The 20,037-nt window shown below is 61.3% G+C and carries 21 protein-coding genes; 11 read left to right on the top strand and 10 right to left on the bottom strand.

Annotated elements, in window-relative coordinates:
• Window positions 1-60: 60 nt before the first annotated feature.
• Entirely contained in the window at window positions 61-1,224 is a 1,164-nt protein-coding gene (locus HBO19_RS13935; RefSeq protein WP_170057701.1) for a YbfB/YjiJ family MFS transporter, read from the top strand.
• Here the strand turns inward: HBO19_RS13935 and HBO19_RS13930 are convergent.
• Window positions 1,214-1,621 (bottom strand): DUF2177 family protein, encoded by a 408-nt coding sequence (locus tag HBO19_RS13930; RefSeq protein ID WP_170057700.1) that lies wholly within the window; start codon window positions 1,619-1,621, stop codon window positions 1,214-1,216. The genes HBO19_RS13935 and HBO19_RS13930 overlap by 11 nt on opposite strands.
• A gap of 66 nt (window positions 1,622-1,687) precedes the next feature.
• The gene (locus HBO19_RS13925; RefSeq protein ID WP_038446825.1) at window positions 1,688-2,524 is read right to left on the bottom strand and encodes a S1-like domain-containing RNA-binding protein; all 837 of its coding nucleotides are present in this window, start codon (window positions 2,522-2,524) and stop codon (window positions 1,688-1,690) included.
• Window positions 2,525-2,858: 334 nt separating this feature from the next.
• Here HBO19_RS13925 and HBO19_RS13920 point away from each other — a divergent pair, with 334 nt between their 5' ends.
• The 3 genes from HBO19_RS13920 to HBO19_RS13910 all read left to right on the top strand — a co-directional run bounded on the left by HBO19_RS13920 (window position 2,859) and on the right by HBO19_RS13910 (window position 4,910).
• Entirely contained in the window at window positions 2,859-3,038 is a 180-nt protein-coding gene (locus HBO19_RS13920) for a hypothetical protein (RefSeq protein ID WP_007946007.1), read from the top strand.
• Window positions 3,039-3,254: 216 nt separating this feature from the next.
• Window positions 3,255-3,977 carry a TorF family putative porin gene (locus HBO19_RS13915; RefSeq protein WP_169955611.1) on the top strand — a complete coding sequence of 241 codons (723 nt, stop codon included), beginning with the start codon at window positions 3,255-3,257 and terminating at the stop codon, window positions 3,975-3,977.
• Window positions 3,978-4,043: 66 nt separating this feature from the next.
• Entirely contained in the window at window positions 4,044-4,910 is an 867-nt protein-coding gene (locus tag HBO19_RS13910) for a DUF6279 family lipoprotein (protein WP_170057699.1), read from the top strand.
• A 15-nt stretch (window positions 4,911-4,925) separates the two neighbouring features.
• On the opposite strand, the gene HBO19_RS13905 is transcribed toward HBO19_RS13910, so the two are convergent.
• The 3 genes from HBO19_RS13905 to HBO19_RS13895 form a co-directional block, all read right to left on the bottom strand.
• Window positions 4,926-5,735: a copper resistance protein B gene (locus HBO19_RS13905; RefSeq protein ID WP_170057698.1), complete on the bottom strand. Its 810-nt coding sequence runs from the start codon at window positions 5,733-5,735 to the stop codon at window positions 4,926-4,928.
• Window positions 5,736-5,745: 10 nt separating this feature from the next.
• The gene (locus HBO19_RS13900) at window positions 5,746-7,482 is read right to left on the bottom strand and encodes a copper resistance system multicopper oxidase (RefSeq protein WP_170057697.1); all 1,737 of its coding nucleotides are present in this window, start codon (window positions 7,480-7,482) and stop codon (window positions 5,746-5,748) included.
• Between the two features lie 98 nt (window positions 7,483-7,580).
• Window positions 7,581-7,970: a transcriptional regulator gene (locus HBO19_RS13895; protein ID WP_169955607.1), complete on the bottom strand. Its 390-nt coding sequence runs from the start codon at window positions 7,968-7,970 to the stop codon at window positions 7,581-7,583.
• A gap of 155 nt (window positions 7,971-8,125) precedes the next feature.
• On the opposite strand from HBO19_RS13895, the gene HBO19_RS13890 reads away from it, so the two are divergent.
• The gene (locus HBO19_RS13890) at window positions 8,126-8,401 is read left to right on the top strand and encodes a hypothetical protein (RefSeq protein ID WP_170043270.1); all 276 of its coding nucleotides are present in this window, start codon (window positions 8,126-8,128) and stop codon (window positions 8,399-8,401) included.
• 48 nt (window positions 8,402-8,449) lie between these two features.
• Here HBO19_RS13890 and HBO19_RS13885 read toward each other — a convergent pair whose 3' ends face one another.
• Window positions 8,450-9,796, bottom strand: a complete 1,347-nt coding sequence (locus HBO19_RS13885) for a DEAD/DEAH box helicase (protein ID WP_169955605.1) — start codon at window positions 9,794-9,796, stop codon at window positions 8,450-8,452.
• Between the two features lie 193 nt (window positions 9,797-9,989).
• Here HBO19_RS13885 and HBO19_RS13880 point away from each other — a divergent pair, with 193 nt between their 5' ends.
• A complete protein-coding gene (locus HBO19_RS13880) occupies window positions 9,990-11,288 on the top strand; it encodes a mechanosensitive ion channel family protein (RefSeq protein WP_169955604.1) in 1,299 nt (432 codons plus the stop codon).
• Between the two features lie 120 nt (window positions 11,289-11,408).
• Here HBO19_RS13880 and HBO19_RS13875 read toward each other — a convergent pair whose 3' ends face one another.
• The 3 genes from HBO19_RS13875 to HBO19_RS13865 form a co-directional block, all read right to left on the bottom strand.
• Window positions 11,409-12,278: a carboxylate/amino acid/amine transporter gene (locus tag HBO19_RS13875; RefSeq protein WP_128593759.1), complete on the bottom strand. Its 870-nt coding sequence runs from the start codon at window positions 12,276-12,278 to the stop codon at window positions 11,409-11,411.
• Window positions 12,279-12,481: 203 nt separating this feature from the next.
• On the bottom strand, window positions 12,482-13,081 hold the full coding sequence (locus tag HBO19_RS13870; RefSeq protein WP_170057696.1) for an FMN-dependent NADH-azoreductase: 600 nt from the start codon (window positions 13,079-13,081) through the stop codon (window positions 12,482-12,484).
• A gap of 145 nt (window positions 13,082-13,226) precedes the next feature.
• Window positions 13,227-13,541, bottom strand: a complete 315-nt coding sequence (locus HBO19_RS13865; RefSeq protein WP_169955602.1) for a 3-phosphoglycerate kinase — start codon at window positions 13,539-13,541, stop codon at window positions 13,227-13,229.
• Window positions 13,542-13,590: 49 nt separating this feature from the next.
• On the opposite strand from HBO19_RS13865, the gene HBO19_RS13860 reads away from it, so the two are divergent.
• The 5 genes from HBO19_RS13860 to aqpZ all read left to right on the top strand — a co-directional run bounded on the left by HBO19_RS13860 (window position 13,591) and on the right by aqpZ (window position 18,684).
• Entirely contained in the window at window positions 13,591-14,514 is a 924-nt protein-coding gene (locus HBO19_RS13860) for a LysR family transcriptional regulator (RefSeq protein WP_169955601.1), read from the top strand.
• A 14-nt stretch (window positions 14,515-14,528) separates the two neighbouring features.
• The gene (locus HBO19_RS13855; RefSeq protein ID WP_170043269.1) at window positions 14,529-15,332 is read left to right on the top strand and encodes an alpha/beta hydrolase; all 804 of its coding nucleotides are present in this window, start codon (window positions 14,529-14,531) and stop codon (window positions 15,330-15,332) included.
• A gap of 3 nt (window positions 15,333-15,335) precedes the next feature.
• Window positions 15,336-15,899 carry a peptidylprolyl isomerase gene (locus tag HBO19_RS13850; RefSeq protein WP_170057695.1) on the top strand — a complete coding sequence of 188 codons (564 nt, stop codon included), beginning with the start codon at window positions 15,336-15,338 and terminating at the stop codon, window positions 15,897-15,899.
• An 83-nt stretch (window positions 15,900-15,982) separates the two neighbouring features.
• Window positions 15,983-17,815, top strand: coding sequence for an ABC transporter ATP-binding protein (locus tag HBO19_RS13845; RefSeq protein WP_169955598.1), 1,833 nt, complete (start codon window positions 15,983-15,985; stop codon window positions 17,813-17,815).
• A 167-nt stretch (window positions 17,816-17,982) separates the two neighbouring features.
• Window positions 17,983-18,684, top strand: coding sequence for an aquaporin Z (aqpZ, locus tag HBO19_RS13840; protein WP_169955597.1), 702 nt, complete (start codon window positions 17,983-17,985; stop codon window positions 18,682-18,684).
• A gap of 145 nt (window positions 18,685-18,829) precedes the next feature.
• Here the strand turns inward: aqpZ and HBO19_RS13835 are convergent, their stop codons facing one another.
• Window positions 18,830-19,954 (bottom strand): GNAT family N-acetyltransferase, encoded by a 1,125-nt coding sequence (locus HBO19_RS13835; protein WP_170057694.1) that lies wholly within the window; start codon window positions 19,952-19,954, stop codon window positions 18,830-18,832.
• Window positions 19,955-20,037: the final 83 nt, after the last annotated feature.

Here is a 20,037-nt window from a genome sequence, read left to right as displayed (position 1 = left end):
TTTTTACTGAACAACAATCCACCTTAACCTGGGGTCATCGCTTCTGCAGGAAGGTGCCCCATGTCTCCCCTGATCCGTTTACTCGCCAGTTTTATCGCCCTGATGATGGCCATGGGCATTGGCCGCTTCGCCCTTACCCCACAGATGCCGCACTTGCTCAGCGAAGGGCAAATCGACCTGACCGAGGCCGGGCTGATCGCCGCAGCCAACTACCTGGGCTACTTCGTGGGGGCCGTGGACTCGATGTTCGCGCGCAGTCATCACCACATACGCGGGCGGTTGCTCGGCGGGTTGTGGTTGTGTGTGCTGCTGACCCTGGCGTCGTTCTGGGCCAACGGCTTCTGGTCGCACCTGCTGCTGCGCTTTGGCACGGGCGTGGCCAGCGCCTGGGTGCTGGTGATGATTACCGGCCTGAGCCAACCCCTGGCGATTGCCGCCGGGCGCCCGCGGCTGGGCGCATTGGTGTTTGCCGGGCCGGGGCTGGGGATCCTGCTGACGGGATTGCTGGCACTGGCCTCCAACCTGCTGGGCAAGGATTCGGCGACGCTGTGGCTGGTGTATGGCGTGGTCGCTCTGGGCATGTTGCTGGTGATCCTGCCATTGCTGCCCAAACCGCACAGGGAGGCGCTACAAAGCAGCGCCGCTGCCGGGCGCAACGCCAGCATCGCGCATCTGGGCTGGGTTTACCTGCTGTATGGCCTGGGCTACATCATTCCCGCCACCTTCCTGTCGCAAATGGCCAGCGCGCAGTTCCAGGGCGCCTGGCAGGCAGACCTGTTCTGGCCATGCTTTGGCTTGGCGGCGGCCCTGGGCGTGTTGCTGGTCAGCCTGCGCAAGCCCAACCCCGACACCACGCGCTACTGGTTGATGGCCACACTATGGCTGCAAGCGGCTGGCGTCTTCGCGTGTTTGTTGGGCAATGGCGTGGGTTTGGCCCTGGGCGTCGTGCTCTGCGGGCTGCCGTTCCTGGCGTGCATGCAACTGGTGATGCAACGCCTGCGAGAAATCGCGCCCCACGCGGCGCAACGCGGCACGGGGTTGCTGACGGCGTGCTTTGCCCTGGGCCAGTTGAGTGGGCCGTTGCTGGCCTCGTTAAGCAGTCACCTGAGCGGCGGCTTGCAACCGGCACTGATGGTGGCGGGCAGCGGCCTGATACTGGCCGGCGCATTGCTGCTTCGACCTGCCCGGGCACTGATTGATTGCCGGGCGCGGGTCAGCCGCTGACGCGGCGCGCCGCCCCGTACCCCAACAAGCAACAGGCCGCCGTGAGGCAGGTGCCCCACGCCATGTCCATCAATGCGAGGCCCGCAGACCAGCCTTGCAAGGTCGCCCAGTTGCTCAGGTCATAGGTGCCATAGGCGACCAACCCGAGCAACGCGCCCAGGCGGGCGGCCCGTTGCCAGCCTCCACTGGCCAGCGCCGGCACCACCACAAAGGCTACACAGCCCAATACATAAAGGAAGTAGAACAGCGCCGCCGGCAGCCATCGCGGTTGTTCCAGCATCAGCGGCCCCAGCAAGGCCTTGTAGGTCGGCCCCATCAACACGCCAAGCCAGAGGCCATCGAGCACCAAAAAAGCCAATAACGTGCCGAAGTAAGCAAACACGACTTTTTTGCCCATGGCGACATCCTACTGTAGGAGCCGGCTTGCCGGCGATAGCGACTCCTACCCAAGAGCAGCTTGCAGTCAGCTTAGTTCAATGCGATCGGCATGAATCACGATCTGACCCTGCTTGTACAGCGCACCAATGGCCTTCTTGAAGTTGCCCTTGCTCACGCCAAACAAGTTGCTGATCACGGTCGGATCGCTCTTGTCGCTGACCGGCAGGCTGCCGTTGTTTTCACGCAACTTGGCGAGGATCTTCGAGTTCAGGCTGGACGCCGCTTGCTCGCCGACCGGCTGCAGGCTCAGGCTGATATTGCCATCGGCGCGGATTTCCTTGATGAAGCCCTTCTCTTCCTTGCCCGGACGCAGGAACTTGAACACTTCGTTCTTGTGGATCAGGCCCCAGTGCTTGTTGTTGATAATTGCCTTGAAGCCCATATCAGTGGCTTCGGCAACCAGCAAGTCGACTTCCTGACCCACGGTGTAGTTGGCCGGCGTCTTGTCCAGGTAACGGTCCAGGCGCGCGGTGGCGGTGATGCGCTTGGTGTGTTTGTCGAGGTAGACGTGCACCACGCAGTATTCACCGGCGGTCAGTTGGCGCTTTTCCTCGGAGTAAGGCAGCAGCAGGTCCTTGGGCAGGCCCCAGTCGAGGAACACCCCGATACTGTTGACTTCGACCACTTTCAGGCTGGCAAACTCACCCACCTGCACTTTTGGTTTTTCAGTGGTGGCGATAAGTTTGTCATCGCTGTCCAGATAAATAAAAACGTTAAGCCAGTCTTCATCTTCACTGGGAATATCTTTGGGAATATAACGATTGGGCAAGAGGATTTCGCCATCTTGCGCACCGTCCAGATACAAACCAAAGTTAGTGTGTTTAACCACTTGCAAACTGTTGTAGCGCCCGACTAAAGCCATTTCCAATACCCTCATTGCGTGGGCGGCATTCTACCCGAGTTGAAGGCGGCGGTCCCGTGTCCGGGCGCGCAACCCTGAAAAATCGCGGGTTTGCCGGGCAGTTGTGGGCAATTGCCCCGCTCGTCAGGTCAAGCCCGAGCTGTGCAGCAATGGCCAGGTGCTGTTTTTACCCATGGTTTCTATTTAAAACAGCGAGTTAGGGCCTTCGATCAAAGACCAACTTCGGGCTTTTATAATAGCGCAGCTTATTCCTGGGAGATATTTACCAAGCAATTGTCAAGCTTTTCATGTACGATGCCTGGCCAAGTTAATTTTCTACAGGTTAGTGGCCGCCATGCGCGTAAAAGCATCCAACAGCAAAGCAAAGCCAGCTCCCGCCGTTGAAACCAGCGAATCGATCAACAACCAAATCGCCGCGTTCCTCAAGTCCGGTGGCGAAATCCAGCAGATCGCCAAGGGCGTGAGCGGCCAGACTTTCGGCCCGTCCAAGCAGATCACCCTGGGTAAAAAGTAAGCGCGCAGCCGCCTACGCACCCCACCTGGTCCCTAAGCGCCTTGCCATCAAGGCGCTAGGACTAGAGCAAGCAACCTCCCCCTGACACACATTCAACTGCGCCAATCGACGAACGGGCCTCAACCCCGGACTTTCGCCGGTATGCTTGCACACCTCTAGAACGGGCGTTTGCCCGATTCCTTCGGTTACTGCTCCTCGCTTTTCATGGAGTGACGCATGCTCAAGCCCTGCATATTCCTGGTCAGCGCCCTGCTCGCCAGCCCCCTCGCCCAAGCGCAGGTTTTCCAGCGTGAACTGGGCGACTTCGACTTGAAACTGGGAACCACCCCCAGCCGCAGCATGGCCCAGGGCCTGGTCAAACCCACCGCTCCGGGCAGCAACTCGTTCCACGGCGGCCTCGACCTCACCCACGCCAGCGGCCTGTATTTCGGCCAGTTTTCACCGAGCATGGGCCTGTCGCCCGCCAGCAACCTCGAAGTCGATTCCTACATGGGCTTCAAGCGCCCGTTCGACCAGACCCTGGGCTATGAGCTGGGGATGATTCACTACAGCTACCCCAAGCTCAGCCCCCTCGACAGCCAGGAGTTCTACGGCGGCCTGAACCTGCTGGGCAATCGGTTTGGCGTGTCACTGGGCAACGACCCCGACCGGCGCGACAGCACCCTGTTTGCCGACCTGGGCGGGACCCAACCCTTCGGCATTGGCGTGAGCATGAAGTACACCACTCATCAGTTGGGCGCCCCAGCCTCGGTGGAGGGCGGCTCAATCCGCAGCTTCAGCGACTGGTCGGTGAAATTCTCGCGGCCATGGATGGGCATGGACCTGGACCTGATCTACAGCGACTCCAGCCTCAACGGCAGCGACTGCTCGGCCTACTCCGGACACAATTCGCAATGTGATGGCCTGTTGACCCTAAAGGCCGAGCGGTCGTTTTATTGATGGGCTGAACTGTCACGCCCCCGGCGGGTTCAGATAAACATCCCTGGTCTGTGCAAGGACTCGCCCATGCTGCGTCGGTTAAGAATCCTGGTGGCCTTGCTGGCCCTGAGCGTCCTGCTGGCCGGCTGCAATCGCGTGGGCCTGGCCTATCGCAATCTCGATGTGATCATCCCCTGGACACTCAACGACTACCTGGACATGAACGCCGGGCAGAAAAGCTGGTTCAACGACACCCTCAAGGAACACCTGGCCTGGCACTGCACCACCCAATTGCCCGGCTACCTGGACTGGCTCGACCGCCTGCAACAGATGGTCGACAACCATCAAGTCAGCGATGCCGCCCTGCAAACCCGCACCCTCGAAGCCAAGCTGGCAATCGCCGACGTCGCCCGGCAGATCACCCCGTCAGCCATCGAGTTGCTGCGCGGGCTGGATGAGCAGCAGGTGCGCGAGATGGATCGAGCGCTGGCCAAGGACCTGCGCAAACGCCAGGACGAATACCTCAAGCCGCCCTTGGAACAGCAGATCAAGGACCGCAGCGAGCGCATGAGCGAACGCCTGAATGCCTGGCTTGGCCCGTTGAGCATCAGCCAGCAGGAGCGTGTGCGGGCCTGGTCCACCGCCCTCGGTGCGCAGAACCAGCAATGGATCGGCAACCGCGCCCATTGGCAGGCGCAGTTCATCGCGGCAGTCAATCAACGGGCCAATAGCGATTTCCCGCGCAAGATGGAGCAACTGCTGGTGGACCGTGAAAGCCTGTGGACGGCGGACTATCGCCAGGCCTACGCCCAGACCGAAGCGGCGGCCCGCAGCCTGCTGGTGGACTTGATGGCCGAAAGCACCGTGCAGCAACGCCAGAAGCTGGTGCAGCGGATCGATAAGGTGCGCAGCGACTTCCAGTCACTCAAGTGCCTCAAGGGCAGCGCGGCCTAGGCGACTGCAGCGCCCTCAGAACCACAGGCGCACGCCCAGGACCCAGCGCACTTCACTGCGGTCCTCGCCCTCATCCCTGGCGTATTCGGCCGTCTGGCCATAGGCGCGATTCCAGGTCACGCCGACATAAGGGGCAAACTCGCGGCGGATTTCGTAACGCAGCCGCACCCCGACCTCGGTGTTCGCAAGGCCGGAACCAATCCTCCTCTGAGGGTCGTTTTTCCCGTAGACGTTGGCCTCGGCGGTGGGCTGCAGCACCAGGCGATTGCTCAGCAAAATGTCGTAGTCGCCCTCCAGGCGCGCGGCAGTCTGGCCACCTTCACCGACAAACAGCGTGGCCTCGGCCTCGAAGTTGTACAGGGCCATGCCTTGCAGGCCCAGCGCCGCCCAGCTCTGGCTGTCGCCCGGCTTGAAATCCTGGCGCATACCGGCCACTACATCCCACCAGGGGCTAATGGCGTGGCCCCATAACGCCTGGACCTCGGCCTTTTCGGTATTGCCCTTGGGGCGCTCGCCCTCGCTGCGCAGCCATAGGCGGTCGATGTCCCCGCCGACCCAACCCTTGGCATCCCAGCTCACGGCATGGCCATCGCCGGCCCCCTGCCATTCCAGCTGGTTGATCACAAACAGTGAGTTGATAGCGCTGTCATGCACCACATGCCCACCCGGCGCGTCGTACACCGCTGCGCGGTCGGCATCGGTCAGCAGCGGGATCGGCGTGCGGCTCTGGCTGGGCGGCGTCATGCCGTGCATCTGGCTGTGGGCCAGCGCTACGGGGGCGAATGTCGTAATCAGCAGCGCAACGCGGCGAAATAGAGGGTTCATGTTCGGCTCCTCACTCTTGCACCCGGACTTCACGGAACATGCCCATTTCCATGTGGTACAGCAGATGACAGTGGAAGGCCCAGCGCCCCAGGGCATCGGCCGTCACCCGGTAGCTGCGGCGGGAACCTGGCGGCATATCGATGGTGTGTTTGCGCACCATGAACTGGCCGTTTTCGTCTTCCAGGTCGCTCCACATGCCATGCAGATGGATGGGGTGGGTCATCATGGTGTCGTTGACCAGCACCAGCCGCACGCGCTCGCCATAGGTCAGCCGCAGCGGCTCGGCATCGGAGAACTTCACCCCGTCGAAGGACCAGGCGAACTTCTCCATATGCCCGGTCAGGTGCAACTCGATGGTACGGCCGGGTTCGCGGCCATCGGGGTCGGCAAAGCTGCTGCGCAAGTCGGCATAGGTCAGGACCCTGCGCCCGTTGTTGCGCAGGCCCATACCCGGATCATCGAGCTTGGGTGAGGTGCTCATGGCCTGCATGTCCACCAGCGGGTTATTGGTTTCGCTGGCCGGGTGGCCTTGCATCGGCATCGCCATCCCTGCCATTGCGCCGTGGCCCATACCGGGCATCGCACTGTGGTCCATGCCAGGCATAGCCCCCGTGGCACCGTGATCCATGCCGCCCATGCCCATGTCGTCCATGGTCAACCAGGGGCGCGGGTCCAGCGCGGGAACCGGCGCCCGCAAGCCCGGCTGGCGGCTGAGAGTGCCGCTGGCGTAGCCGGTGCGGTCCATGGATTGGGCGAACAGGGTGTAGGCGGCGGCGCTCGGTTCGACGAGCACGTCGTAGGTCTCGGCCACGGCGATGCGCAACTCGTCCACGCGGATCGGTTTTACCGGCTGGCCATCGGCAGCCACCACCGTCATCTTCAGGCCCGGAATACGCACATCGAAGTAGGTCATGGCCGAACCGTTGATCAACCGCAGACGGATCTTCTCACCGGCGCGAAACAGCCCGGTCCAGTTTTGCGCAGGTGGCTGGCCGTTCATCAAGAAGGTGTAGGTCGCGCCGCTGACATCCGCCAAGTCCGTGGGATTCATCTTCATTTGCGCCCACATCAGACGGTCGGCAGCGGTGGCCGACCAGCCCTTGTCGGCCACATCCTTGATGAAGTCGCCCACCGTGGGTTTATGGAAGTTGTAGTAATCGGACTGTTTCTTCAGGGTCTTCATCAGGCTGGCGGGATCTTCATCGGTCCAGTCCGTGAGCATCACCACATAGTCGCGCTGGTAGGTGAAGGGTTCCGGCTCCCGCGGATCGATCACCAGCGGGCCATAGACCCCTTGTTGCTCCTGGAACCCGGAGTGGCTGTGATACCAGTAGGTGCCGTGCTGGTTGACCTTGAACTGGTAGACATACACCCCGCCCGGCTCGATCCCCTTGAAACTCAGGCCCGGCACGCCATCCATATTGGCCGGCAGGATAATCCCATGCCAGTGGATCGACGTCGGCTGCGCCAGGCGATTGCGCACGCGCAGGGTCACGGTATCGCCTTCACGCCAGCGCAGCAGCGGGCCCGGCAGGCTGCCGTTGATCGTCAGCGCGGTGCGCACGTGGCCGGTGATATTGACCGCAGTCTGGCCGATAGACAGCTCGAACTCGCGGCCCGCCAGCACACCTGGCTCCCCGGGGCTGGCCAGGGCCCAGACCGGTGGCCGCCACAGGCCTGCGCCACCCAGCAGGCCGGCCGCAGCCAAGCCTTTGACGAAGGTTCGTCGAGAAGTGTTGGAGTGCATGCCGATTCCATTCCCGTCAATTGAATGACCGCAGAGTAGGGACCGGCGCCTGTCAGTTGGCTTAGCGCCAGATTACCTATTTGACAGTTTGCGCGTGCTCAGGCGATCTGCGCCTTGGAGGCCACCACCTCGAACGTCGCCGGGTCCAGCGCGTCAGCCTGCTCGTCCAGCACCTGGCGCGGATGATTGTTACCCGGGATGGAGCTGTCGATCAGCGCCAGCAACCGCGCACCCAGCGGCGTCAAAATGAAGTTCTCACCGTTGCCGCCCTCATCCTCGGGCCGGGACTCGATAAAGCCGCGCTTGAACAACAATGCCTCGTAGTCGGCGGCAGTCTTCTTCAGCGCATCAAGGTCACCGTTGAACTCACCCGCCGTGGCCTTCTCGGCGGCTTCCTGTTCGGCATATTTGCGCGGGGCAAAGCTGCCCTCGCCGTTTTGCACTTCATGCAACAGACGTTCGATCAGATCCCAATTGTAAGTGCTCATCCTCAATCCTCCTGCAGGCACACCGGCTGGCTGCCTTCAAAGGTTGTGACCTGTGGGTGCGGGCGCCGTTCAGCCGGGTCGACGGGCGTGATTGCACTGAACTTTTCGCCGGCCGGTGCCCTCAACCGGGTATCACCGCCAAGGAGGTCTACCCCATGAAAACCCTGATGCAACTGGCTGTCGCCGCCACCCTGTTGAGCGCCTTGCCCGCCTGGGCCTGTACCCCGGAAGAAGCCACGCAAAAACGCGAACAACTGGCCAAGGAGGTCAGCACCCTCACCCAGCAGAACCCGACCAAGGCCAAGGAAATCAACGACGAACTGCAGCAGATGGACCTGGACACCGAAAGCGCGAAGTTTCCGGACAAGTGCCAGTTGATCGAGGCGCGGCTCAAGGAGTTGAAGGAAGCGGCGGCCAAGGCGAAAAACTGAGGGCATAAAAAAACCGGACATTGTCCGGTTTTTTAGTGCGCTGGCGTATTACTCGGCAGCCGGCGCTTCTGGCTTGCGGCGCTTGAGCGGCGCCATGCCGTCCTTGCTGACCAACGACAGGTTGTCGGTCTTCGGCCGGTTGGCGATCTTGCGCTTGGTCGGCGACTTGGCGCCGGTTTTCTTCTTGTCGCCCTTGGCGTCGACCTTTTTCTTCTTCACGCCCACGGCCTTGCCCGAAGCCTTGACCTTCTTCGGCCCGGTGTAGGTGCCTTTGACTTCCTTGATGGTGCGGCGCTCGAACGACTGCTTGAGGTAGCGCTCGATGCTCGACATCAGGTTCCAGTCGCCATGGCAGATCAGCGAGATGGCCAGGCCATCGTTGCCGGCACGCCCGGTACGGCCGATACGGTGCACATACTCGTCGCCGCTGCGTGGCATATCGAAGTTGATCACCATGTCCAGGCCTTCGACGTCCAGGCCGCGCGCGGCGACGTCGGTGGCCACCAGGATCTTCACGCCGCCCTGCTTGAGGCGGTCGATGGCGAGCTTGCGGTCCTTCTGGTCCTTCTCACCGTGCAACACAAACGCCTTGTACTCCTGAGCCACCAGGCGCCCGTAGATACGGTCAGCCATGGCCCGGGTGTTGGTGAACACGATGGCCTTCTGATAGGTCTCGTTGGCCAGCAGCCAGTTGAGGATCTGCTCTTTGTGCACATTGTGGTCAGCGGTGATGATCTGCTGACGGGTAGTCGAGTTGAGGTCGCTGACGTTATTGACCTGCAGGTGCTCGGGGTTGTTCAGGACCTTGGCGACCATCTCGCGCAGGGTCGAACCGCCGGTGGTGGCGGAGAACAGCATGGTCTGCTGGCGGTTGACGCATTCTTCGACCAGGCGCTGAACATCGTCGGCAAAGCCCATGTCGAGCATGCGGTCGGCTTCGTCGAGCACCAGCACTTCGACTTCCTTGAGGTCCAGGTTGCCGGCGTTCAATTGCTCGATCATCCGCCCTGGGGTGCCGATCAGGATATCCGGGACCTTGCGCAGCATGGCGGCCTGCACCTTGAAGTCTTCGCCACCGGTGATCAGGCCGGACTTGATGAAAGTGAACTGCGAGAAGCGCTCCACTTCCTTCAAGGTCTGCTGGGCCAGTTCGCGGGTAGGCAGCAGGATCAGGGTCTTGATGCTGACGCGGACCTTGGCCGGGCCGATCAGGCGATTGAGGATCGGCAGGACGAAAGCGGCGGTCTTGCCACTCCCGGTTTGAGCCGTCACCCGCAGGTCACGCCCTTGGAGCGCGAGCGGGATGGCCGCTGCTTGCACAGGCGTAGGCTCGACAAATTTAAGCTCGGCCACGGCTTTGAGCAGGCGTTCGTGCAGGGCGAATTGGGAAAACACGGGTGCTACCTCGAAGAAATACAAAAAATCAGCTGCATAGGGTAACGGTTTCGGGCGCTCAGGCCGAGTTTCTTTACGCGAAGTGGGCCAATCAGGTGGTTTTTTGTCAGGTGATTTGTCTGCCTGCACAACTTTGCAGGACTTAAATGCTCTAATCGCCCCGTCATGTCTTACAGAAGAATCGCGTTAAACCATGGATATCAAACAGCTCTGGCTCAACGTCCAAGACCTCTGGGGTGCCTTGGACCAACACCCGCTGCTGCATTCAAGCCTGGCTTTGCTGGTGCTGTTGGTGGTGGCCCTGCTGGTCGGACGGGTGGCACGCTACCTGATCCTGCATGCCGTCAAGTTGCTCGGCCGCCAACCTGCCCTGCATTGGCTCAATGACCTGCGCCACAACAAAGTCTTCCACCGCCTGGCACAGATGACGCCGTCGCTGGTGATCCAGTTCGGCCTGCACCTGGTGCCGGAATTGAGCAAGACCAGCGCGCTGTTCATCGGCAACGTGGCGCTGGCGTTCACCATCCTGTTCCAGGTATTGGCCATGAGCGCCCTGCTCAACGCCCTGCTGGATATCTACGCCCGCACCGAACATGCCCGCACGCGCTCGATCAAGGGCTATGTGCAACTGGCGAAAATGGTGTTGTTCGTGTTTGGCGCAATCATCATCGTCGCAACCTTGATCGACCGCTCGCCGCTGTTGCTGCTGTCGGGGTTGGGTGCGATGTCGGCGGTGATCCTGTTGGTGTACAAGGACACCTTGTTGTCGTTTGTCGCCAGCGTGCAATTGACCAGCAACGACATGCTGCGAGTCGGCGACTGGATCGAAATGCCCCAGGTCGGCGCCGATGGCGACGTGGTGGACATCACCTTGCATACGGTCAAGGTGCAGAACTTCGACAAGACCATCGTCTCGATCCCCACCTGGCGCTTGATGTCCGAGTCTTTCAAGAACTGGCGCGGCATGCAGGCCTCGGGCGGGCGGCGGATCAAGCGCAGCCTGTTTATCGACGCGGCCGGCGTGCGTTTCCTGCGTGACGATGAAGAAGTGCGGATGACCCAGGTCCACCTGCTGACCGACTACATCAGCCGCAAACAGGCAGAATTGAAAGCCTGGAACGAAGCCCAGGGCCACAGCGCGCAACTGTCGGCCAACCGCCGGCGCATGACCAACCTGGGCACCTTCCGTGCCTATGCCCTGGCGTATCTGAAGAGCCATCCGGATATCCAGCCGAACATGACCTGCATGGTGCGCCAGATGCAGACCACCTCCCAGGGCGTGCCGCTGGAAATCTACTGCTTCACCCGCACCACGGCGTGGGCGGATTACGAGCGGATCCAGGGAGATATTTTCGACTACCTGCTGGCGGTGCTGCCGGAGTTTGGCTTGAGTTTGTATCAGCAACCAAGTGGTAATGACCTGCGGGCCGGAGTACTGCCGGCGGTGTTGGGTGCCAGCCATTTGCCGGCGCCGGAGAAGGCTACGCTCTAACCAGGCGCGAAGCTGCCCCCTGTGGGAGCGGGCTTGCCCGCGATAGCGGTGTGTCAGTCAACACAGCTGTTACTGATCGTCCGCTATCGCGGGCAAGCCCGCTCCCACCTTTGGGAACGATCATTGCCGGCAGAGTGGCGCCGGGCGAATCCCCAACCGGCTGATCCACACTGCCGCCACAATCACCGCCCCGCCCAGGAACAACCGCCCCAGCGGCTCATGCTGATTCCAGATCAGCAGATTCAGCAGCAACCCCACCGGCACATGCAGGTTGTTCATCACCGCCAGGGTGCCGCCATTGACCAGGCACGCGCCCTTGTTCCACCAGTACAAACCCAAGGCGGTGCTGACCAGGCCAAGAAACAGCAGCACCCCCCATTGCAACGGCGCTTCGGGCAGGAAGTTGGCCTTGCCGAACAGCAGGAACGCCGGCAATACCACCGCCAACGCTCCCAAATAGAAGTAGCCAAAGCGCCGGTAGTGCGGCAGGTCGCTCGGGTGCCGCGCCACCAGGCGCCGATACAGCACTTGCCCAGCGGCGTAGGTGAAGTTGGCCAGTTGCAGCAGCAAAAAGCCCATGAAGAAGTCCGGGTTGATCTGGTCAAAACGGATCACCGCCGCCCCCGCTACCGCCACCAGCGCGGCGATCAGCGCCCAGGGGTTGAAGCGCCGGTTCAGCGCGTCTTCGATCAGGGTCACATGCAACGGCGTGAGGATGGTGAACAGCAGCACCTCCGGCACCGTCAACACGCGAAAGCTCAAATACAGGCACACGTAGGTCACGCCGAACTGCAACGCGCCGATCAGCAGCATGCCGCGCATGAACGCAGGCTCCACCGAGCGCCAGCGGGTCAGGGGGATAAACACCAACCCAGCCAGCAGCACACGCACCAGCACGGCGAAGTAGCTGTCGACATGACCGGCCAGGTATTCGCCGATCAAGCTGAAGGAAAACGCCTGGATCAGGGTGACAATCAGTAAGTAGCCCATGTGCGCCTCATATTTGAATGGGCGCGACATTAGCGTCTTTCACGGCGGGGCGAAACTCGGGGCAAAAAAAACCCGACCTCGCTAAAGCGCCAGTCGGGCAGGAGCACTCAGGAGCAACGAGCGCAAAGGGAGGTTCGATACGCGTACTTGAAGGGTTGCGTGGAGCTATAAAAACATCGCGCGATTATCTGGCGATTAACGCTTCAGGCAACTTGTGCCAGCAGGGCCTTGGCATGGTTCACGCCCTTTTCCTGGAAATCGCCACCCAGGTTCACCCCTTCGGCATGAATGAAGGTCACGTCATGGATGCCGATAAACCCCATGACCTGGCGCAGATACGGTTCCTGGTGATCGCTGCTCGCGCCGGTGTGGATGCCACCACGGGCGGTCAGCACAAAGGCGCGCTTGCCGGTCAACAGGCCCTGGGGGCCGGTGGCGGTGTACTTGAAGGTCACGCCGGCACGCAGCACATGGTCAAGCCAGGCCTTGAGGGTGCTGGGGATGGCGAAGTTGTACATCGGCGCGGCCATCACCAGCACATCGGCGGCCAGCAACTCGTCGGTCAGGTGGTTGGAACGGTCCAGGGAAGCCTGCTCGTCGCTATTGCGCTGCTCGACCGGCTTCATCCAGCCACCCAGCAGGTTTGCGTCCAAGTGCGGCACCGGGTTGACAGCCAGGTCGCGCACGGTGATCTGATCGGCCGGGTGGGCCGCCTGCCATTGGCTGATGAACTGTTGGGTCAACTGGCGGGAGATAGAGTCCTGCTGGCGAGCGCTGCTTTCGATGATCAGAACGTTGGACATGGCTTTGTAAGCTCCATCGGTAATTGCTGTAAGTCGATGGAGTGAAGGTTAAACAGAGCCCGTTCGATAAAAAAGCGCAAAAAACTGCTATAACCCATCTATAAAGTTGTTTATAAGCGGAGCATCGTCAGTGCTCCGCAGCACCTTACTTGGGTTCGCAGGTCAGCTTGATCCGCATCTTGATAATCGCGCGGCTGAACTTGACCGTGGTGTTGGTGCTTTTGCCGGCGGGGACCGTGACCTTGCGCACCCGCGCTGGCTCCGGGCCATTGGTAAACGCGACCGTACACGCAGCGTCATTGCTGCCGAAGTTACTGAGCTGGATGGAGCTGATATCGCCGTCCACATCGGAGGCGTTGTAATCGATGCTGACCCCTTTGATCGACTTTGACACGTCGATCGGATAGGCAAACGCGCTCAACGGCAACAATGCCAGCACTACACAACAGAATTTTCTCATTCGGCAGTCTCCAATAAGGACCGCCAGCTTAGGACAAGAGGAGCTCATCTTGAAAGCGCCCCGCGTGACCCTTGATCAATGGCGCACGTTGCAAGCCGTGGTCGACCATGGCGGCTTCGCCCAGGCGGCCGAAGTGCTGCACCGCTCGCAATCCTCGGTGAGCTACACCGTGGCCCGCATGCAAGACCAACTGGGCGTGCCCCTGTTGCGCATCGATGGGCGCAAGGCCGTACTCACCGACGCCGGCGAAGTGCTGTTGCGCCGCTCCCGGCAACTGGTGAAAAACGCCAGCCAACTGGAAGACCTGGCCCACCATATGGAACAAGGCTGGGAAGCCGAAGTACGCCTGGTAGTCGATGCCGCCTACCCCAACGCCCGCCTGGTACGCGCCCTCACCGCCTTTATGCCGCAAAGCCGGGGCTGCCGTGTGCGCCTGCGCGAAGAAGTGCTGTCGGGCGTCGAGGAACTGCTGATCGAAGGCGTGGCCGACCTGGCGATCAGCGGCTTCAGCATCCCCGGCTACCTGGGCACGGAAATGAGCGACGTGGAATTTGTCGCCGTGGCCCACCCCGAACATCCGTTGCACCGGCTCAACCGGGAATTGAGCTTCCAGGACCTGGAAAGCCAGATGCAAGTGGTGATCCGCGACTCCGGTCGCCAGCAACCGCGGGACGTCGGCTGGCTCGGCGCCGAACAGCGCTGGACCGTGGGCAGCCTGGCCACCGCCGCCACCTTCGTCGGCAGCGGCCTGGGGTTTGCCTGGCTGCCCCGGCACATGATCGAGCGCGAACTCAAGGAGGGTGTGCTCAAGCAACTGCCCCTGGAGCAAGGCGCCAGCCGCCACCCGACATTCTACCTGTACTCGAACAAGGACAAGCCCCTGGGCCCGGCCACGCAGATTCTCGTCGAACTGCTGCGCACCTTCGACACCGCACCGCTGGACGCACCCTTTGCCGCTCCCCGGCAAGCCTGACACGGAGTTCACCGATGGCCTATTTCGAACATGAAGGCTGCACCCTGCATTACGAGGAATACGGCCACGGCGAGCCACTGATCCTGATCCACGGCCTGGGCTCCAGTTGCCAGGATTGGGAGCTGCAAATACCGGTATTGTCCCGGCATTACCGCCTGGTGGTGCTGGATGTGCGCGGTCACGGGCGCTCCGACAAGCCCCGGGAGCGCTACAGCATCGCCGGTTTTACCGCCGACCTGGTGGCGCTGATCGAACACCTGCAACTGCCCGCCGCCCACGTGGTAGGCCTGTCGATGGGCGGGATGATCGCCTTCCAACTGGCGGTCGACCAACCGCAGTTGCTCAAAAGCCTGTGCATCGTCAACAGCACACCCGAGGTCAAGGTGCGCAGCGCCGATGATTATTGGCAATGGGCCAAGCGCTGGAGCCTGGCGCGCGTGCTGAGCTTGAATACCATCGGCAAGGCGCTTGGCGACCGGTTGTTCCCCAAGCCCTCACAGGCCGACCTGCGGCGCAAGATGACCGAACGCTGGGCAAAAAACGACAAACGTGCTTACCTCGCCAGCTTCGATGCGATTGTGGGCTGGGGGGTGCAGGAACGACTTTCGCGGATTACCTGTCCAACCCTGGTCATCAGCGCCGACCACGACTACACCCCGGTGGCGCAAAAACAAATCTATGTAAAACTGCTGCCTGATGCGCGGTTGGTGGTGATTGCGGACTCACGTCACGCGACACCGCTGGACCAACCCGAGACCTTCAATACAACCCTGCTCGATTTTCTCAAGACCGTCCAAACCACTTCCCAGGATCACTGACCCATGCTGAAAAAAATCGCCGTTTTTGCCGGTTCTGTTCTGTTTGCTGCCAACCTGATGGCGGCCACGCCGACCAAGGCACCACACGTATTGATCTCCACTACCAATGGCGACATCGAAATCGAACTGGATCCGGTCAAGGCGCCGATCAGTACCGAGAACTTCCTGTCCTACGTCGACAAGGGCTTCTACACCAACACCATTTTTCATCGGGTGATCCCGGGTTTTATGGTGCAAGGTGGCGGGTTCACCCAGCAAATGTCGCAAAAGCCTACTGAAGCGCCGATCAAGAACGAAGCCAGCAACGGCTTGCATAACGTGCGCGGCACCTTGTCCATGGCCCGCACCAGCAATCCGAACTCGGCCACCAGCCAGTTCTTTATCAACGTGGCCGACAACGCCTTCCTCGACCCAGGCCGCGATGCGGGCTACGCGGTGTTCGCCAAAGTGGTCAAGGGCATGGACGTGGTCGATATCATCGTCAACTCGCAAACCACTACCAAACAAGGCATGCAAAACGTGCCTATCGACCCTGTCCTGATCAAGTCGGCCAAGCGCATCGACTAAGGTTCACAGGGAGTTCCGCGCGCCGCCCACAAGGCCGCGCGCGTATTCAACAAGGAGAGCCCGCCCGGCGGGCGTCAGACCTAATGCTCTATCGTCGTTTTGAACAACTGATCGATATCTTCCGCGACGCTCCCAGCGCGGCACCTCCCGATAAAGTCCTGCCCTTCTACCTCTATTACCTGCGCCAGGTCTGGCCGTGCTTTGCCGCGCTGCTGGTGGTGGGCCTGATCGGCGCGCTGATCGAGGTGGCACTGTTCAGCTACCTGAGCCGCATCATCGACCTGGCCCAGGGCACGCCGCCGGCCAATTTCTTCCAGATCCACGCCACCGAGTTGATCTGGATGGCCGTGGTCGCCCTGCTGCTGCGCCCGATCTTCGGCGCCCTGCACGACCTGCTGGTGCACCAGACCATCAGCCCCGGCATGACCAGCCTGATCCGCTGGCAGAACCACAGCTATGTGCTCAAGCAGAGCCTAAACTTCTTCCAGAATGATTTTGCCGGGCGCATTGCCCAGCGCATCATGCAAACCGGCAATTCGCTGCGTGATTCGGCCGTGGCTGCCGTCGATGCCATCTGGCACGTGGCGATCTATGCCATCAGTTCCCTGGTGCTGTTCGCCGAGGCCGACTGGCGCCTGATGATCCCGCTGGTCACCTGGATCATTGCCTACAGCCTGGCGCTGCGCTACTTCGTGCCACGGGTCAAGGAACGCTCGGTGATTTCCTCCGAGGCGCGCTCCAAATTGATGGGGCGCATCGTCGATGGCTACACCAATATCACCACCTTGAAGCTGTTCGCCCACACCCAGTCCGAGCAGGAGTACGCCAAGGAAGCGATCATCGAGCAGACCGAAAAAACCCAGCTGGCCAGCCGCGTGGTCACCAGCATGGACGTGGTCATCACGACCATGAACGGCCTGCTGATCGTCACTACCACCGGCCTGGCCCTGTGGCTGTGGACGCAATCGCTGATCTCGGTCGGCGCCATCGCCCTAGCGACCGGCCTGGTGATCCGCATCGTCAACATGTCAGGCTGGATCATGTGGGTGGTCAATGGCATTTTCGAGAACATCGGCATGGTCCAGGACGGCCTGAAAACCATCGCCCAGCCGCTGGCGGTAATCGACCGCGAGAACGCCCCGCGCCTGCGCGTGCCCCACGGCGAAGTGCGCTTCGAACAGGTGGATTTCCACTACGGCAAGAGCAGCGGCATCATCAGTGGCCTGAACCTGGTGATCAAGCCAGGGGAAAAGATCGGCCTGATCGGCCCGTCCGGTGCCGGCAAGTCGACCCTGGTCAACCTGCTGCTGCGCCTCTACGACCTGCAAGGCGGACGCATCCTGATCGACGGCCAGGACATCGCCGAAGTGGCCCAGGAAAGCCTGCGCGAACGCATCGGCATGATCACCCAGGACACCTCGCTGCTGCACCGCTCGATCCGCGACAACTTGCTGTACGGCAAACCCGATGCCACTGACCAAGAGCTCTGGGAAGCGATCCGCAAGGCGCGTGCCGATGAATTTATCCCGCTGCTGTCGGACGCCGAGGGCCGCATTGGCCTGGATGCCCATGTGGGTGAGCGCGGGGTGAAACTCTCCGGCGGGCAACGCCAGCGCATCGCAATCGCCCGGGTCCTGCTCAAGGACGCACCGATCCTGATCATGGACGAAGCCACTTCGGCCCTGGACTCGGAAGTGGAAGCGGCCATACAGGAAAGCCTGGAAACCCTGATGCAGGGCAAGACGGTAATCGCCATCGCTCACCGCCTGTCCACGATTGCTCGAATGGACAGGTTGGTGGTCCTGGAAAAAGGCCAGATCGCCGAAAGTGGCAGCCATGCGCAATTGCTGGCACATGGCGGCCTGTACTCGCGATTGTGGCAGCACCAGACTGGAGGATTCGTGGGTATCGACTGATTCTGGACTACTAACCGCGCGATCAATTCCGAACAATTCTGACAGTTTTTTCTAACTCGCTGGCCGTGTATCACAATCCTGCTGTACTGCAATCAGGGCCCAGGGAGGGCCCTGACATCAGACTGCAGGGAAGCCTCACCGACCAGTTGATTTAGAAGGACGCGTTCATGTCTCTGTTCAAACGTTCCGTTACAGAAGGGTTAGGTACGTTTTGGCTGGTGTTGGGTGGTTGCGGGAGTGCGGTTCTGGCCGCAGCGTTCCCCGATGTCGGAATCGGCCTGCTGGGTGTCTCGCTGGCATTCGGGCTTACCGTACTGACCATGGCATTTGCCATTGGCCATATCAGCGGCTGCCACCTCAACCCGGCAGTCACCGTGGGCCTGGTGGTCGGCGGCAGGTTTTCGGCCAGGGAAATGCCAGCGTATATCGTCGCGCAAGTCATTGGCGGCGTAGTGGCAGCGGCCCTGCTGTACTTCATTGCCAGCGGCAAGCCGGGTTTTGAACTGGCTTCGGGCCTGGCATCCAATGGCTACGGTGAACACTCGCCGGGCGGGTATTCGATGGCGGCTGGGTTTGTCACCGAACTGGTGATGACCGCGATGTTCGTGCTGATCATCCTCGGCGCCACTGACCGTCGCGCACCGGCTGGCCTGGCACCCATCGCCATTGGCCTGGGGCTGACACTGATCCACCTGATCTCCATCCCGGTCACCAACACCTCGGTCAACCCGGCCCGCAGCACCGGCCCTGCGCTGATTGTCGGCGGTTGGGCGATCCAGCAACTGTGGCTGTTCTGGCTGGCGCCGATCCTTGGCGCAGTGATCGGTGGCATCACCTACCGTTGGTTGGGCAAAGAAGAAACCGCCTGATCCAACAGTATTGACCCACCCTGTGGGAGCGAGCTTGCTCGCGAAAAACTGAGGGCGCCGCGTTTATCCAGAATGAACGCGGTGTACTTGAGTTCTTCGCGAGCAAGCTCGCTCCTACAGGGGAACAGGTTGAGTTCCCTGAGCGTTATTCCTGTCGATACGGCAACGCCGACCGCGCCTCCTCGGCATACGCCAGAATCCCCACCCGCTCGCGCTCCAGGAAATCCGCCACGGCGCTTTTCAAGCCTGGATGGCGCAAGTAGTGCCAGGAGTGGGTAATCACCGGCTCAAATCCACGGATCAACTTGTGCTCGCCCTGGGCCCCGGCGTCGAAACGTTGCAGGCCATTGGCAATCGCGTGGTCCATGCCTTGATAGAAGCAGGTCTCGAAATGCAGCCGGTCGAATTCGCCCAGGCAGCCCCAATAGCGGCCATATAGGCTGTCGCCGCCGACCAGGCTGAACGCCATGGCTACCGGGCGCGGCCCTTGCTTGGCCAGCACCACCCGTATTGCCTGCGGCATGCGTTCGGCCAGCAGGCTGAAAAACGCTCGCGTCAGGTACGGTGACTGCCGGCGCACCGCATAGGTGTTGGCGTAGCAGGCGTAGACAAAATCCCACTGGGCCTCGCTCAGCTCATGGCCGTGCAGCCACTCGAACTCGATGCCCTGCCCCGCCACTTGTTCGCGCTCCTTGCGCATCTGCTTGCGCTTGCGCGAGCTCAAGGCGTCGAGGAAGTCCTGGAAGTCGCGATAACCACGGTTCTGCCAGTGGAACTGGCAACCCAGGCGCGCAAGCCAACCGGGTTGCTGGCCCAGCGCGGCATCGGCCATGGCATCGGTGAAGTTGATGTGGGCACTGGAAAGCCCTTCGATCTCCAGGTAGCCAGGCAGGCTCTGGAGCAGCTCCAGGCCATCCGCGCCACTGGCCGTCAACAGGCGCGGCCCGCTGACCGGGCTGAAAGGCACCGCTGTCAGCAGCTTAGGGTAATAGTCGATACCCGCGCGCGCGCAGGCGTCAGCCCAGCCATGGTCGAATACGTATTCGCCATAGGAGTGCCATTTGCGATAGCTGGGCAGCGCCGCCGCCAGCCGCTCGCCCTCGTAATGCAGCAAGTGCTCCGGCTGCCAGCCAGAATGCCGGCCAAGGCTGGCACTGTCTTCCAGCGCACTGAGGAAAGCATGGCGCAGAAACGGCTGATCCTCGGGAACCAATGCGTTCCATTCATCAGGCGACACTTCGGACAGGCTATTCAAACGTTTCAACGGCATGCCATTCCCCGACGGTAAACGCTCGCTCACAATATTCAGGCCATTCTGACAGAACCTGCCACCCGCGCGGTCAGCAAAAAAAA

It is taken from the genome of Pseudomonas sp. WS 5021, from assembly GCF_012985535.1.
In the GTDB taxonomy this organism is placed as follows: Bacteria; Pseudomonadota; Gammaproteobacteria; order Pseudomonadales; family Pseudomonadaceae; genus Aquipseudomonas.
The sequence above is the reverse complement of the archived record's forward strand: the minus strand, read 5'-3'. Positions and strand labels throughout refer to the sequence as shown.

What these genes read in the sequence shown, in the direction of transcription:
- HBO19_RS13935 (WP_170057701.1), top strand. Translation starts at nt 61, where the DNA reads ATGTCTCCCCTGATCCGTTTACTCGCCAGTTTTATCGCCCTGATGATG.
- HBO19_RS13875 (WP_128593759.1), bottom strand. Translation starts at nt 12,278, where the DNA reads ATGGGCTACTTACTGATTGTCACCCTGATCCAGGCGTTTTCCTTCAGC.
- HBO19_RS13905 (WP_170057698.1), bottom strand. Translation starts at nt 5,735, where the DNA reads ATGAACCCTCTATTTCGCCGCGTTGCGCTGCTGATTACGACATTCGCC.
- HBO19_RS13890 (WP_170043270.1), top strand. Translation starts at nt 8,126, where the DNA reads ATGAAAACCCTGATGCAACTGGCTGTCGCCGCCACCCTGTTGAGCGCC.
- HBO19_RS13870 (WP_170057696.1), bottom strand. Translation starts at nt 13,081, where the DNA reads ATGTCCAACGTTCTGATCATCGAAAGCAGCGCTCGCCAGCAGGACTCT.
- HBO19_RS13925 (WP_038446825.1), bottom strand. Translation starts at nt 2,524, where the DNA reads ATGGCTTTAGTCGGGCGCTACAACAGTTTGCAAGTGGTTAAACACACT.
- HBO19_RS13895 (WP_169955607.1), bottom strand. Translation starts at nt 7,970, where the DNA reads ATGAGCACTTACAATTGGGATCTGATCGAACGTCTGTTGCATGAAGTG.
- HBO19_RS13850 (WP_170057695.1), top strand. Translation starts at nt 15,336, where the DNA reads ATGCTGAAAAAAATCGCCGTTTTTGCCGGTTCTGTTCTGTTTGCTGCC.
- HBO19_RS13855 (WP_170043269.1), top strand. Translation starts at nt 14,529, where the DNA reads ATGGCCTATTTCGAACATGAAGGCTGCACCCTGCATTACGAGGAATAC.
- HBO19_RS13845 (WP_169955598.1), top strand. Translation starts at nt 15,983, where the DNA reads ATGCTCTATCGTCGTTTTGAACAACTGATCGATATCTTCCGCGACGCT.
- HBO19_RS13900 (WP_170057697.1), bottom strand. Translation starts at nt 7,482, where the DNA reads ATGCACTCCAACACTTCTCGACGAACCTTCGTCAAAGGCTTGGCTGCG.
- HBO19_RS13915 (WP_169955611.1), top strand. Translation starts at nt 3,255, where the DNA reads ATGCTCAAGCCCTGCATATTCCTGGTCAGCGCCCTGCTCGCCAGCCCC.
- HBO19_RS13910 (WP_170057699.1), top strand. Translation starts at nt 4,044, where the DNA reads ATGCTGCGTCGGTTAAGAATCCTGGTGGCCTTGCTGGCCCTGAGCGTC.
- HBO19_RS13920 (WP_007946007.1), top strand. Translation starts at nt 2,859, where the DNA reads ATGCGCGTAAAAGCATCCAACAGCAAAGCAAAGCCAGCTCCCGCCGTT.
- HBO19_RS13835 (WP_170057694.1), bottom strand. Translation starts at nt 19,954, where the DNA reads ATGCCGTTGAAACGTTTGAATAGCCTGTCCGAAGTGTCGCCTGATGAA.
- HBO19_RS13865 (WP_169955602.1), bottom strand. Translation starts at nt 13,541, where the DNA reads ATGAGAAAATTCTGTTGTGTAGTGCTGGCATTGTTGCCGTTGAGCGCG.
- HBO19_RS13880 (WP_169955604.1), top strand. Translation starts at nt 9,990, where the DNA reads ATGGATATCAAACAGCTCTGGCTCAACGTCCAAGACCTCTGGGGTGCC.
- aqpZ (WP_169955597.1), top strand. Translation starts at nt 17,983, where the DNA reads ATGTCTCTGTTCAAACGTTCCGTTACAGAAGGGTTAGGTACGTTTTGG.
- HBO19_RS13930 (WP_170057700.1), bottom strand. Translation starts at nt 1,621, where the DNA reads ATGGGCAAAAAAGTCGTGTTTGCTTACTTCGGCACGTTATTGGCTTTT.